Below are 13,421 nucleotides of genomic sequence, written 5' to 3'. Positions count from 1 at the left end.
GAATGGCGGCAACGTCACCGTGGGCGGCAGCGGCTACAGCGAGTTTGCCGAGTACATCACTGCCGGCAAGATGCGCCCTGTGGGCGTGACTTCGGGCACCCGCCTCAAGGGCGTGAACGTGCCTACGCTCAAGGAGCAGGGCATCAACGTGGAGATCGGCAACTGGCGCGGTGTGTATGGCGCGCCTGGCATTACCCCCGAGCAGCGCAAGGCGCTGATCGACGCGCTGTCCAAGACCTTCAAGCACAAGGCCTGGCAGGATGCGATGGAAAAGAACGGCTGGACCCCCGCATGGATGGCGGGCGATGAGTTCGCCAACTTCGTGGACAGCGAGTTCGCCAGCATGCGTGCGACGATGGCCAAGTCCGGGATGATCTGATCGGGAGCAAGGCGCAGCTGCCGCCCAGCCCGCTGGGGAGGGGCGGCTCGCTTGCGTGCTGGTTGGTGCGAAGGAAAAAACATGACACAACAACATTCATCGCGCTCCAAGCCCCTGCAGACCCTGGTGGGTTCGGGCCTGGTGCTGCTCTCGCTAGGCCTGGCCTGGGGGGCCAGCTCTGTCAGTTCCGAGGCGGGCTACGGTGGCGTGGGCCCCAACTTCTTCCCCTGGGTGGTCAGCATCGCTTTGCTGATTTGCGGGGTGCTCTGCGTAGTGCATGCGCTGACGGGCGGCTTTCGCGACCTGGAAGAAGGTTCGGGTGATGCACGGGCCCACTGGAAGGGTTTCATCTGGGTATCGGCCGGGCTCCTGCTCAATGCCCTGCTCATTACCACCCTGGGATTCATCTTGAGCTGTGCGCTGTGTTTTGTGCTCTCGGTGCGCGGCTTCAAAAGCTCTGAAGGCGAGCTGGACCTGCGCTTGCAGGCATGGATCAAGGACTCCTTCATCGGCCTCGCAGTGGCTGCGCCGGTGTACTGGATGTTTACAAAAATGCTGGCCATCAACCTGCCCGGCCTGACCAACACGGGGTGGCTGTAAAGCCTGCATGTCATGGAAACGTTGAACCTTTTGATGCAGGGTTTTGCCACTGCGGCAACACCCATCAACCTGCTGTGGGCCTTTGTGGGCTGCATGATCGGCACCGCCGTGGGCGTGTTGCCTGGAATTGGCCCGGCCGTGGCCGTGGCCATGCTGCTGCCCATCACCGTCAAGGTCGAGGCTACGGCCTCCATGATCTTCTTTGCGGGCATTTACTACGGTGCCATGTATGGCGGCTCCACCACATCCATCCTGCTCAATACGCCGGGTGAGGCGGGCTCCATGGTCACGGCCATGGAGGGCAACAAGATGGCCAAGAACGGCCGCGCTGGTGCTGCGCTCGCCACGGCGGCCATTGGCTCGTTTGTGGCAGGTACCATCGCCACAGTGTTGGTCACCTTTTTTGCGCCGCTGGTCGCCGAATACGCTGTGCGCCTGGGTCCGCCCGAGTATTTCATGCTCATGGTGCTGGCCTTCACCACCGTGAGCGCGGTGCTGGGCAAGAGCACGCTGCGCGGCATGGTGGCCCTGTTTGTGGGGCTGGCCATGGGGCTCATCGGCATCGACCAGATCACGGGCCAGGCCCGCTACACCGGTGGCGTGCCCGAGCTGATGGACGGCATCGAGGTCGTGCTGATCGCCGTGGGCCTGTTTGCCGTAGGCGAGGCGCTCTACAACGTGATGTACGAAGGCCGGGTGGACGAAACCCAGAACCGCCTGACCAGCACGCACATGACCAAGGACGAGTGGAAGCGCTCCTGGCCCGCCTGGATCCGCGCCACGTTCATCGGGTTCCCGTTTGGCACCGTGCCTGCGGGCGGCAGCGAGATCCCGACCTTCCTGAGCTACGCCGCTGAAAAGAAGCTGAGCAAGAACCCCGAAGAGTTCGGCACCACCGGCGCCATCGAAGGTGTGGCAGGCCCCGAGGCCGCCAACAACGCGGCCATCACCGCCACGCTGATCCCGCTGCTCACGCTGGGCATTCCCACATCCAACACCACGGCCATCCTGCTGGGCGCGTTCCAGAACTACGGCATCCAGCCCGGCCCGCAACTCTTTGACACCAACGGTGCGCTGGTGTGGGCGCTGATCGCGTCGATGTACATCGGTAACGTGATGCTGCTCATCCTGAACCTGCCGCTGGTGGGCCTGTGGGTGAAGCTGTTGAACATTCCCAAGTCATACCTGTACGCAGGCATCCTGGTGTTCTCCACGCTGGGTGTGTATGGCATGCGCCAGAGCGCGTTCGACCTGGTGCTGCTGTATGCGATTGGCCTTTTGGGTGTGGTGATGCGCCGTTTTGACTTCCCGGCCGCGCCGGTGGTGGTGGGCATGATCCTGGGCCCCCTTGCTGAGGCTCAGATGCGCAACGCCGTGGCGATTGGCGAAGGCAAGTGGACCATCTTCCTGGAGCGCCCTGGCTCGGTGACCCTGATCGTCATCGTGCTGGCCGTGCTGATCGTGCCGCGCCTGCTGCGCCGCTGGGCGGCACGCAAGATGGCGCTGGCGCAGGCCTGAATCTCACGACGGGCTCTCAAGCAAAAAAACCGCGCTTTCCAGCGCGGTTTTTTTATGGGTCAGTAGCAATGTCATGACAAGCCAGACACCCAAGGCCCTGACGCCCTTCGATGCCCTCCCCACCAGGATGGCTTGCCCAACGGGGGCTGATTCTATCATAAAATGCGAATAGTTCTTATTTGCAAGGATGTGCATGGTTTCACTTCCGCAGGAGTTTCTGGCGCTGTGCCGCCAACTGGGGGGTGCACAGCAGCGCTGCAGCGATGCCATGCAGGCACAGGCCCGGCAGATCGAGGCCCTGACGGCCGAAGTGGTGCGCCTGCGTGGTGCTGTGGTCGTGCGCGACACCCGCCTGGCGTTTGTGCGCGAAGAGCTGGAGCAACTGCGGGCCACCAGCCCCGGCCTGCCGCACCGCCAGGCGATGGCGCGGCACATCGGCCTGTTGGCAGAGCGCATCACCACTTTGTCCCGGGAATGCCTGCGCTGGCGCCAGGCAGCAGCAGCGGGACAGGCTGCTGGTGTCAGCGCGTCCCGGCAGGGCGACGGCGCTGTGGTGTCGGGCATGGAGCCTGTCATGCAGGTGCCGCCGGTGCCTTCAGCGCGGGGCTCAGACAGCCACGCCGCGCAGCATGCGCAGGCCGGGGAAGGGGCCGCGTGCGAGGAGCGCCGCAACACGGCCCTCGACGCCAGCTTGGCCGCCGCCGACCTGGTGATCTGCCAGACGGGCTGCATCAGCCACGACGACTATTGGCGCGTGCAGGACCACTGCCGCCGCACGGGCAAGCCCTGCATCTTGGTCGATCAGCCCCTGGCTGTGCGCGAAGCGCAGGCGCTGGCCGCCCTCCGGCCCATGGTGGTGCTGCGCATGGACTCAGTGGCCCTGCCTGTGGTGTCCGGACAGCCTGAAGACGCAGAAATTTGAATAAAAATGGCCTTCTCCGCGCGTTGGTATTGCCTTAGTAGCTATCAAAATAATAGCTATTGAGGTGCTGGGCGCATCCTTTGCCCTCGTGCGCAGGCGGGTGCCGGGCGCCAGTGCCGCGCTACCATCCGCAGATGCCTTTGCTCACCGATGATGCCCCCGCACTGCCGCTGGATGCCCAGGGCATTCTGGAACTGGCGGCGCGCTCCATGTTCCAGCTGTTCTCCAGCGTCAGCCAGGGGATGCTGCTCATTGACCTGAGCGGGCGCATTGTGTGGATCAACGAGGGCTACCTGCGCTTTCTACCTGACCTGGGATTCTCGTCGGTGGACCAGTTCGTGGGGCGCCCGGTGGAGGACGTCATCCCCAACACCCAGATGCACCGCGTGCTGGCCACCGGCCAGCCCGTGCTGGTGGATTTGCTCACCAACCATGCGGGCACCTTTGTGGTCAGCCGCATCCCGCTGCGCGACGAGGCCGACCGCGTGATCGGCGCCATCGGCATCGTGCTGTTCGACCACCCCGAGACCACATTGCAGCCGCTCATCAGCAAGTTTGCGCTGCTGCAGCGCGACCTGGACGACGCCCGGCGCGAGCTGGCCAGCCAGCGTCGCCGCAGCCTGGCGGTGGCGGGCGATGGCGAGCGGCGGTCCAAGTACACCTTTGCTAGTTTCATTGGATCGAGCCCTGCAGCGGCCGAGGTCAAGCGCCAAGCGCGGCGCGCGGCGCAGTCGAGCAGCCCCGTGCTGCTGCTGGGCGAGACAGGCACGGGCAAGGAGCTGCTGGCCCACGCGATTCACGCCGCATCGAGCCGCGCCAGCGGCCCGTTTGTGAGCGTGAACATCGCCGCCGTGCCAGACACACTGCTAGAAGCCGAGTTCTTTGGCGTGGCCCCCGGTGCCTACACCGGCGCCGACCGCAAGGGCCGCGACGGCAAGTTCAAGCTGGCCGATGGTGGCACGCTGTTCCTCGACGAAATTGGTGACATGCCCCAAAGCCTGCAGGCCAAGCTGCTGCGCGCGCTGCAGGAGGGCGAGATCGAGCCGCTGGGCTCCAACAAGCTCGTGCCCTTCAACGTGCGCATCCTGGCCGCCACCTCGCGCGACTTGGCGGGCCTTGTGCGTGAAGGTAAGTTCCGCGAAGACTTGTTCTATCGCCTGCATGTGCTGCCCGTGCGTGTGCCACCGCTGCGGGTGCGGCGTGGCGACATCCCTGCGCTGGTGGAGGCCCTGGGCGAAGACCTGGCGCTGCGCAACGGCACGCCCCCGCCCGAGCTGCTGCCCGACGCCATGGCGCTGCTGGCGGGCCAGCCCTGGCGCGGCAACATCCGCGAGCTGCGCAACGTGCTGGAGCAGGCGGTGATGCGCGGCGAAGGCCAGTCCATCGACGCCGCGCAGCTGGAGCGCATCCTGCGTGAGGCAGGCGTGGAGCCCGCTGCCCCCGCCCCCGTGCAAGACCCTGTCCACGCGGGCGACGCAGAGGACGAAAGCCGCTACCTGCGCCCGCTGGCCGAGCAGGTGGCCGAGCTGGAGCGCAAGGCCATCGCCGCCACCCTGAAGGCCCATGGTGGCAACAAGCTGGCCACCGCGCGGCAGCTGGGTATCTCACGCGCCACGCTTTATGGACGTCTGGAAAACCCTGAATAAATTTCAGGCATTTGTCTGAATTTCAGACAATTATTGTGTATTAAATTCAGGCAGTGTCGCTGAGGTGTCAGTAAAAGTATCTTTGAAATCAAGCACTTGGATGCTGGCACAGACTGTGCAATAAAGAAGCATCACAACAGGAGACATCGCCATGCACCGTCGCACTCTGGTAGCCCTTGCCACCGCAGCCGTTACCGCCGCCACGCTTTCCGCACCCGCGTTCGCCCAGACCGGCGAGATTCGCATCGCCCACATCTACAGCAAGACCGGCCCCCTGGAGGCCTACGGCAAGCAGACGCAAACGGGCTTGATGATGGGCCTGAACTACGCCACAGGCGGCAGCATGACCGTCAATGGCAAGAAGCTGGTCGTGATCGAAAAAGACGACCAGGGCAAGCCCGACCTGGGCAAGAGCCTGCTGGCCTCCGCCTATTCCGACGACAAGGCCGACATCGCTGTCGGCCCCACCTCCAGCGGCGTGGCCCTTGCCCTGCTGCCCGTGGCCGAGGAATATAAAAAGATCCTGCTGGTGGAGCCCGCCGTGGCCGACGCCATCACGGGCGACAAGTGGAACAAGTACATCTTCCGCACAGGCCGCAACAGCAGCCAGGACGCGATCAGCAACGCCGTGGCCATCGACAAGGCGGGCGTGACGGTGGCCACGCTGGCGCAGGACTACGCCTTTGGCCGCGACGGCGTGAAGGCCTTCAAGGACGCGCTGAAGAACGCCAAGCTGGTGCACGAGGAATACCTGCCCACCACCACCACCGACTTCACCGCCGGTGCCCAGCGCCTGATCGACAAGCTCAAGGACGTGCCAGGCCGCAAGGTGATCTTCATCATCTGGGCTGGCGCGGGCAATCCGTTCAAGATCGCTGACCTGGACCTCAAGCGCTACGGCATCGAGATCGCCACAGGCGGCAACATCCTGCCCGCCATGGCCGCATACAAGAACTTCCCCGGCATGGAAGGCGCGACCTACTACTACTTCGGCATCCCCAAGAACCCCGTGAACGAAGCCCTTGTGGCCGCTCACTACAAGGAGTTCAAGACCCCGCCAGACTTCTTCACCGCTGGTGGCTTCAGCTCGGCCATGGCACTGGTCACAGCCCTCAAGGCCACCAACGGCGACACCAATACCAACAAGCTCATCAAGACCATGGAAGGCATGAGTTTTGACACGCCCAAGGGCAAGATGACCTTCCGCAAGGAAGACCACCAGGCCATGCAGAGCATGTACCACTTCAAGATCAAGGTGGACCCGGCCTTTGCCTGGGGCGTGCCCGAGCTGGTGCGCGAGATCAAGCCTGAAGAGATGCAAGTTCCGATTCGCAATAAGCGATAAACGGTTTGCGTGGCCCCGCTGGCTGACGATTGTTCAGCCCAGCGGGGATCCATCCTCGCGGGGGCGGCCGCCCCTTTTTTTCCAGTGAATTGATGCATGAACCCCCGGATTACACGGGGGCTGGGTCGGTTTTTCTCAAAAATTATTTGGAGACAAGACAACATGGCTTTCAATTTCATCCGGGCGGCTGCAGCAGGGGCTGCGATGGCACTGTGTGGCACGGGCGGCGCCCTGGCCGCCGTCAACTTGCCAGCACTCAAGATCGACAAGGCACAGACCACGGTTTCCGGCCTGTCCTCGGGCGGCTTCATGGCCGTGCAACTGCACGTGGCGTACTCGGCCACGTTTGCCAAGGGTGCGGGCGTGGTCGCTGGCGGCCCGTTCTATTGCGCTGAAGGCTCGGTCGTCAACGCCACCGGGCGCTGCATGGCCAGCCCCGCAGGCATCCCCACCAGCACGCTTGTGAGCACCACCAACACCTGGGCCGGGCAGGGCGCTATCGACCCCGTGGCCAACCTGCAGAACTCCAAGGTCTACCTGTTCTCGGGCACGCTCGACAGCGTGGTCAAGACCGGCGTGATGGATGCACTGCGCACCTACTACAGCAGCTTTGTGCCCGCCGCCAATGTGGTCTACAAGAAAGACATCGCTTCTGAGCATGCCATGGTGACCGACGACTATGGCAACGGCTGCTCCACCAAAGGCGCGCCCTACATCAGCAACTGCAACTTCGACCTGGCCGGTGCGATGCTGCAGCACCTGTACGGCCCTTTGAGTCCGCGCAACAACGCCGCCTTGCCCAGTGGCAATTTCATTGAGTTCAACCAGAGCGAATTCATCACCAACCATGGCATGGCCACCACGGGCTGGGCCTATGTGCCCCAGGCTTGCCAGGCGGGTGGCAGTGCCACCTGCAAGCTGCATGTGGTGCTGCATGGCTGCAAGCAGAACGTGAACGATGTGCAGCAGCAGTACGTGCGCAACACGGGCTACAACCGCTGGGCCGACAGCAACAACATCGTGATGCTGTACCCCCAGACCAGCCTGGCTGCCACCAACAGCTGCTGGGACTGGTGGGGCTATGACAGCGCCAACTATTCCAAGAAGTCTGGTCCGCAGATGGCAGCCATCAAGGCCATGGTGGACCGCGTATCCAGCGGCACGGGCGGCACCACGCCCCCAGTGGCCCTGCCTGCCCCCACGGGCGTGAGCACCTCGGGCGCCACGGCCAGCAGCATGGCCGTGGGCTGGGCTGCCGTCGCCGGTGCTGCAAGCTACAACGTGTACCGCAATGCCAACAAGGTCAACGCGCTGCCCGTCACGGCCACCAGCTACACCGACACCGGCCTGGCCGCGTCCACCACCTACAGCTGGACGGTGCGCGCCGCTGATGCCAATGGGGCCGAGGGCGCCACATCGGCCGCAGCATCCGGCACCACGCTGGCCGCCTCGGGCGGCGGCACTGGCACCTGCACCACGGCCAGCAATTACGCCCACACCCTGGCCGGGCGCGCCTATGCCTACCTGGGCTTTGCCTACGCGCAGGGCTCCAATCAGGGCATGGGCTGGTGGAACGTGTTCACCACCACCACCCTCAAGCAGACGGGCCCCAACTACTACGTCGTTGGAACCTGTCCCTGAACTGCCGTGCCGCTGTGAGAGGCGCAGCGGCCCACTTACCAAGACCGTGAAAGCGAAACACTACCCATGAGCACCTTGGCCACCAAGGACTTGACCATCCGCTTCGGCGGCCACGTGGCGGTCAATGCCGTGACCTGCTCTTTTGAGCCCGGCACGCTGACCGCCATCGTGGGCCCCAACGGCGCAGGCAAGACCACCTACTTCAACCTGATCTCGGGGCAACTCAAGGCCAGCAGTGGCAGCGTCACGCTGGGCGGGCAGGACCTGACGGGCCAGTCCGTCTCGGCACGCACACACGCGGGCCTGGGCCGGGCGTTCCAGCTCACCAACCTGTTCCCCAACCTCAGCGTGCTGGAGAACGTGCGCCTGGCCGTGCAGGCCACGCAAGAAGGCAAGCATCGCCGGGGGCTGAACCTGTGGAGCGTCTGGAGCGACCACACCGCGCTGACCCAGCGCGCCCGCGTGATCCTGCAGGCCGTGGCCATGACCGACCGGGCCGACACGCCTGTGGCCAGCCTGCCGCACGGCGACCAGCGCAAGCTCGAAGTGGCATTGCTGATGGCGCTGGAGCCGCAGGTCTACATGTTCGACGAGCCCACGGCTGGCATGAGCCACGACGAGGCGCCCGTGATCCTGAACCTGATTCGCGAGCTGAAGAAGGACAAGACCAAGATCATCCTGCTGGTGGAGCACAAGATGGACGTGGTGCGCGAGCTGGCCGACCGCATCATCGTGCTGACCAACGGCACGCTAGTGGCCGATGGCCCACCGGCCGAGGTGATTGCATCGCCCGTGGTGCAAGAGGCGTACCTCGGTGTTTCCAAGGAGGCCGCATGAGCACGAGCAACGCAAGCAGCACCAACCTGCTTGAACTCAGGGGCGTGCACACGCACATCGGCGCTTACCACATCCTGCACGGGGTAGATCTGGCCGTGCCCAAGGGCCAGCTCACCATGCTGCTGGGCCGCAACGGCGCGGGCAAGACGACCACGCTGCGCACCATCATGGGCCTGTGGCATGCGTCGCAGGGCTCCATCCACTTTGGTGGCAAAGACATCACTGCGATGAACACCCCCGCCATCGCGGGTCTGAACATCGCCTATGTGCCGGAGAACATGGGCATCTTTGCCGACCTCACGGTGAAGGAAAACATGCTGCTTGCCGCCCGCAGCGCGCGCAATGCCGCCCAGATGGACGAGGCGCGGCTGCAGTGGATCTTCAAGCTGTTCCCGGCGGTGGAGAAGTTCTGGAACCACCCCGCAGGCAAGCTCAGCGGCGGGCAAAAGCAGATGGTGGCGGTGAGCCGCGCCATCGTCGAGCCGCGCGACCTGCTTATCGTGGACGAGCCCAGCAAGGGCCTCGCTCCCGCCATCATCAACAACATGATCGATGCGTTCGACCAGCTCAAGAAGAGCGGCGTGACCATCCTGCTCGTCGAGCAGAACATCAACTTCGCCAAACGCCTGGGCGACACCGTGGCCGTGATGGACAACGGCCAGGTGGTACACGCGGGCAGCATGGCCGCGCTGGCGGCGGACGAGGCATTGCAGCGCTCGCTGCTGGGGCTGGCGTTATGAGTTTTACCTCTGATTTCAAGGTTTTTGGGCCGTCTGCGCGCGTCCATCAAGCAGTAGTAGCTATCAAAAGCATAGTGATTGCACATCTCCCCACCCCCCAACAAGGAGGCCTGGCATGAGCATGGCCCGCGACTTCGACTGGAAACCCCTGGCCCTGGTGCCCGCGCTGGCGCTGCTGGTGCTGCCCTTTGTGGGCTCGCCCAGCACCTGGCTCACGCTCACGGTGGCGGGGCTTGCCATGGGCATGATCATCTTCATCATTGCCTCGGGCCTCACGCTGGTGTTTGGCCTGATGGACGTGCTGAACTTCGGCCACGGCGTGTTCATTGCACTCGGTGCCTTTGTGGCCACCAGCGTGCTGGGCGCCATGGGCGACTACACCCAGAGCGCCGAGCTGTGGCGCAACCTGATGGCCGTGCTGCCCGCCATGGTGGTGGCCATGGCGGTGGCGGGGGCCGTGGGCCTGGCGTTCGAGCGCTTCATCGTGCGGCCGGTGTACGGCCAGCACTTGAAGCAGATCCTCATCACCATGGGCGGCATGATCATTGGTGAAGAACTCATCAAGGTGATCTGGGGCCCGCAGCAGATTCCGCTGCCGCTGCCCGAAGGCATGCGCGGCTCGCTGCTGGTGGGCGATGCGGCCATCGAAAAGTACCGCCTGGTGGCGGTGGCCGTGGGCCTGCTGGTGTTTGGAGTGCTGGCCTGGACGCTGTCGCGCACCAAGGTCGGCCTGCTCATCCGCGCCGGTGTGCAAGACCGCGAGATGGTCGAAAGCCTGGGCTACCGCATCCGCCGCCTGTTCATTGGCGTGTTTGTAGTGGGCTCGGCCCTGGCGGGCCTGGGCGGCGTGATGTGGGGCCTGTACCAGCAGAACGTGGTGCCCCAGATGGGCGCGCAGGTCAACGTACTGATCTTCATCGTGATCATCATCGGCGGCCTGGGCAGCACGGGCGGCGCCCTCATCGGTGCGCTGCTGGTGGGGCTGATGGCCAACTACACCGGCTTCCTGGTGCCCAAGGTGGCGCTGTTCTCCAACATTGCCCTCATGGTCGCGATCCTGCTGTGGCGTCCGCAAGGCGTCTACCCGGTTGCCAACCGCTGATGAGGAGCCCCACAACATGCTGAATCGACTTCTCTCTGGCGACTACCCGCGCAGCAAGGTGCTGGCGGTCATCCTCCTGACCCTCCTGCTGGGGCTGGCGTTTGCGCCCTTTCTCTTCCCCGGCGTCAAGGCGCTGTCGGTGGCGGCCAAGGTGCTGATCTTTGTGGTGCTGGTCGCCAGTTTCGACCTGCTGCTGGGCTACACCGGCATCGTGAGCTTTGCGCACACCATGTTCTTTGGCATTGGCGCCTATGGCATTGCCGTGGCCACCACCCGCCTGGGGCCTACCTGGACGGCGCTGGGTGTGGGCGTGGGCGGCGCGCTGCTGCTGTCACTGCTGCTGTCACTGGCGGTGGGCCTGTTCTCGCTGCGCGTGCGGGCCATCTTCTTTGCCATGATCACGCTGGCCGTGGCGGCGGCGTTCCAGACGCTGGCCTCGCAGCTGTCGGACATCACCGGCGGCGAAGACGGCCTCACCTTCAAGGTGCCCGAGATCCTGTCGCCCAGCTTTGAACCGTTCGAAGAGCCCTTCCTGGGGGTGAGCGTCGACGGGCGGCTGATCTGCTACTACCTGCTGTTCGTCACCGCTGTGGCGCTGGTGCTCGCGCTGCTGCGTATCGTGAACTCGCCGTTTGGTCGCGTGCTGCAGGCCATTCGCGAGAACGAGTTCCGTGCCGAAGCCATCGGCTACCGCGTGGTCGTGTACCGCACCACGTCGAGCGTGCTGTCGGCGCTGTTTGCCACCATGGCGGGCGCGATGCTCGCGCTCTGGCTGCGCTACAACGGGCCGGACACGTCCCTGAGCTTCGAAATCATGATGGACTGCCTGCTCATCGTGGTGATCGGCGGCATGGGCACGATCTACGGCTCGGCCATCGGTGCCGTGCTGTTCCTGGTGGCGCAAAGCTACCTGCAGGATCTGCTTCGCCTGGGCCACGAGGCCACGGCGGGCCTGCCCTGGCTGTCGGCCTTGCTCTCGCCCGACCGCTGGCTGCTGTGGCTGGGCGTGCTCTTCGTTCTTTCGGTCTATTACTTCCCCACCGGTGTGGTGGGGCGCCTGCGTGCGGCAGCTGCGCGCAAGGCGGGGTGAATGGCCCCGGCCGCGCCGGGTGACCGGCGTGGTCTGGGTGTTGAGGTGAGCTGTGCAACAACAGGCAAAGAAAAACTCCAGGAGACAAGCACATGAAGATGAGCATCAAGAACCCGCGTTTTCGTCCCCTTTCCCGTCCGTTCATGCCCGCAGCGCTGGCCGCTGCGGTGCTGGCTGCCTGCGGCGGCAGCAGCGGCGACAGCGCCGCCCTCAACACCAAGCCCGGCTACCTGGGTGCCATCAGCGAGACCTCGTATGACGGCGCCAGCAACGACTTGCTCACAGCGGGCCTGGGCGCCACGGGCCTGGCCGCTGCCGTGCCCCCCGCGTTTGCCGACCCCCTCAAGCCCACGGCGGCTGAGCTGCGCCGCACCGCCATCCACACCAACTACCGCGCCATGCTCGACATGACGGCGGCCGGTGGCTACGGCACACTCTATGGCCCCAACGTGGATGCGCAGGGCAAAGTCACCACGGGCGAGGGCAAGGTGCCCGGCACCGAATACATCGCGTTTGCCGACGACGGCACGGGCCGCAAGAACGTCACCCTCATGGTGCAGGTACCCGCCAGCTTCGACCCCAAGAAGCCCTGCATGATCACCGCCACCACCTCGGGCTCGCGCGGCGTGTACGGCGGCATTTCCACCGGCGAGTGGGGCCTCAAGAAGGGCTGCGCCGTGGCGTACTCCGACAAGGGCACGGGTGGCGCGCCGCACGACCTCATGAACGACACCGTGCCGCTGATCGACGGCACGCGCACCACGGCCGCCGCAGCGGGCAAGGCCGCAGCCTTCAATGCGGGCCTCACGGCCACCGAGCTGGCCGCCTTCAACACCGCCACGCCCAACCGCTTTGCGTTCAAGCACGCGCATTCGGGCCAGAACTCTGAAAAGGATTGGGGCACCACCACGCTGCAGGCGGTGGAGTTCGGCTATTACGTGCTCAACCAGCGCTACGGCGCTACCGACGCAGCGGGTCAGCGTCTCAAGACGCTGACCCCGGCCAACACCATCGTGATCGCATCGAGCATCTCCAACGGCGGTGGCGCGGCCATCGCGGCTGCCGAGCTGGACACGCAGGGCCTGATCAGCGGCGTGGCCGTGTCCGAGCCTGCCATCGAGATGCCCGCCAACCCTGGCGTCACGGTGCGCCGTGGCAGTGCCGATGTGGCCGTCACCGGCAAGACGCTGGTGGACTTCACCACCTACGCCAACCTCTACCAAGCCTGCGCGTCACTCGCTCCTTCGGTCAGCACCAGCCCCTTTGCAGCGGCGTTTGCCGCCGGGTTTGCCAGCACCGCACTGCCCATTGCGCCCAACCGCTGCGCGTCGCTCAAGGCGGCGGGGCTGCTCACGGCCAGCACCACGGCTACGCAGGCCGAAGAGGCGCTGCAGAAGCTGCGCGACTACGGCTGGGAGTCCGAGTCGAGTGACCTGCATGCCTCCATGGCCGCGTTTGAAGTGTCGCCCGCTGTGGCTGTGACCTTTGCCAACGGCCTCTCGCGCGCCAGCGTGAAGGACAACCTCTGCGGTTTCAGCTATGCCGCCACGGCGACCACCGGCGGGGTCACTCCGCTGGCCGCCGCTGTATTGCCCGGCATG

Annotated in this window: 13 protein-coding genes; 12 read left to right on the top strand and 1 reads right to left on the bottom strand. The window is 64.9% G+C overall.

The window, feature by feature from the left end; translation table 11 throughout:
* The 3 genes from DBR12_RS23060 to DBR12_RS17075 form a co-directional block, all read left to right on the top strand.
* On the top strand, positions 1-379 hold a 379-nt coding region (locus DBR12_RS23060; RefSeq protein WP_369861644.1), incomplete at its 5' end, for a Bug family tripartite tricarboxylate transporter substrate binding protein.
* An 81-nt stretch (positions 380-460) separates the two neighbouring features.
* Entirely contained in the window at positions 461-979 is a 519-nt protein-coding gene (locus DBR12_RS17080) for a tripartite tricarboxylate transporter TctB family protein (RefSeq protein WP_108618361.1), read from the top strand.
* Between the two features lie 12 nt (positions 980-991).
* A complete protein-coding gene (locus DBR12_RS17075; protein WP_108618360.1) occupies positions 992-2,497 on the top strand; it encodes a tripartite tricarboxylate transporter permease in 1,506 nt (501 codons plus the stop codon).
* A 3-nt stretch (positions 2,498-2,500) separates the two neighbouring features.
* On the opposite strand, the gene DBR12_RS17070 is transcribed toward DBR12_RS17075, so the two are convergent.
* Entirely contained in the window at positions 2,501-2,692 is a 192-nt protein-coding gene (locus DBR12_RS17070) for a hypothetical protein (protein WP_108618359.1), read from the bottom strand.
* On the opposite strand from DBR12_RS17070, the gene DBR12_RS17065 reads away from it, so the two are divergent.
* From DBR12_RS17065 to DBR12_RS17025, 9 genes are all read left to right on the top strand, one after another.
* A complete protein-coding gene (locus DBR12_RS17065; protein WP_108618358.1) occupies positions 2,691-3,419 on the top strand; it encodes a DUF2325 domain-containing protein in 729 nt (242 codons plus the stop codon). The two genes, DBR12_RS17070 and DBR12_RS17065, sit on opposite strands and share 2 nt — an antisense overlap.
* A gap of 134 nt (positions 3,420-3,553) precedes the next feature.
* The gene (locus tag DBR12_RS17060; protein WP_108618365.1) at positions 3,554-5,065 is read left to right on the top strand and encodes a sigma-54-dependent Fis family transcriptional regulator; all 1,512 of its coding nucleotides are present in this window, start codon (positions 3,554-3,556) and stop codon (positions 5,063-5,065) included.
* A 151-nt stretch (positions 5,066-5,216) separates the two neighbouring features.
* The gene (locus DBR12_RS17055) at positions 5,217-6,410 is read left to right on the top strand and encodes a substrate-binding domain-containing protein (protein WP_108618357.1); all 1,194 of its coding nucleotides are present in this window, start codon (positions 5,217-5,219) and stop codon (positions 6,408-6,410) included.
* A gap of 162 nt (positions 6,411-6,572) precedes the next feature.
* On the top strand, positions 6,573-8,051 hold the full coding sequence (locus DBR12_RS17050) for a PHB depolymerase family esterase (protein WP_108618356.1): 1,479 nt from the start codon (positions 6,573-6,575) through the stop codon (positions 8,049-8,051).
* A 66-nt stretch (positions 8,052-8,117) separates the two neighbouring features.
* The gene (locus DBR12_RS17045) at positions 8,118-8,888 is read left to right on the top strand and encodes an ABC transporter ATP-binding protein (RefSeq protein ID WP_108618355.1); all 771 of its coding nucleotides are present in this window, start codon (positions 8,118-8,120) and stop codon (positions 8,886-8,888) included.
* Positions 8,885-9,628, top strand: coding sequence for an ABC transporter ATP-binding protein (locus DBR12_RS17040; protein WP_108618354.1), 744 nt, complete (start codon positions 8,885-8,887; stop codon positions 9,626-9,628). Before DBR12_RS17045 ends, DBR12_RS17040 begins: the two co-directional genes overlap by 4 nt.
* Before the next feature lie 115 nt (positions 9,629-9,743).
* Positions 9,744-10,730, top strand: coding sequence for a branched-chain amino acid ABC transporter permease (locus DBR12_RS17035; RefSeq protein WP_108618353.1), 987 nt, complete (start codon positions 9,744-9,746; stop codon positions 10,728-10,730).
* A 16-nt stretch (positions 10,731-10,746) separates the two neighbouring features.
* A complete protein-coding gene (locus DBR12_RS17030; protein ID WP_108618352.1) occupies positions 10,747-11,820 on the top strand; it encodes a branched-chain amino acid ABC transporter permease in 1,074 nt (357 codons plus the stop codon).
* A gap of 92 nt (positions 11,821-11,912) precedes the next feature.
* Positions 11,913-13,421: 3-hydroxybutyrate oligomer hydrolase family protein (locus tag DBR12_RS17025; RefSeq protein WP_304529320.1), on the top strand; the 1,509-nt coding region annotated here is incomplete at its 3' end.

This window comes from Acidovorax sp. HMWF029 (genome assembly GCF_003060895.1).
Classification (GTDB): domain Bacteria; phylum Pseudomonadota; class Gammaproteobacteria; order Burkholderiales; family Burkholderiaceae_C; genus Acidovorax.
Note: the sequence above shows the minus strand (reverse complement) of the source record. Positions and strands in the feature narration are given on the sequence as shown.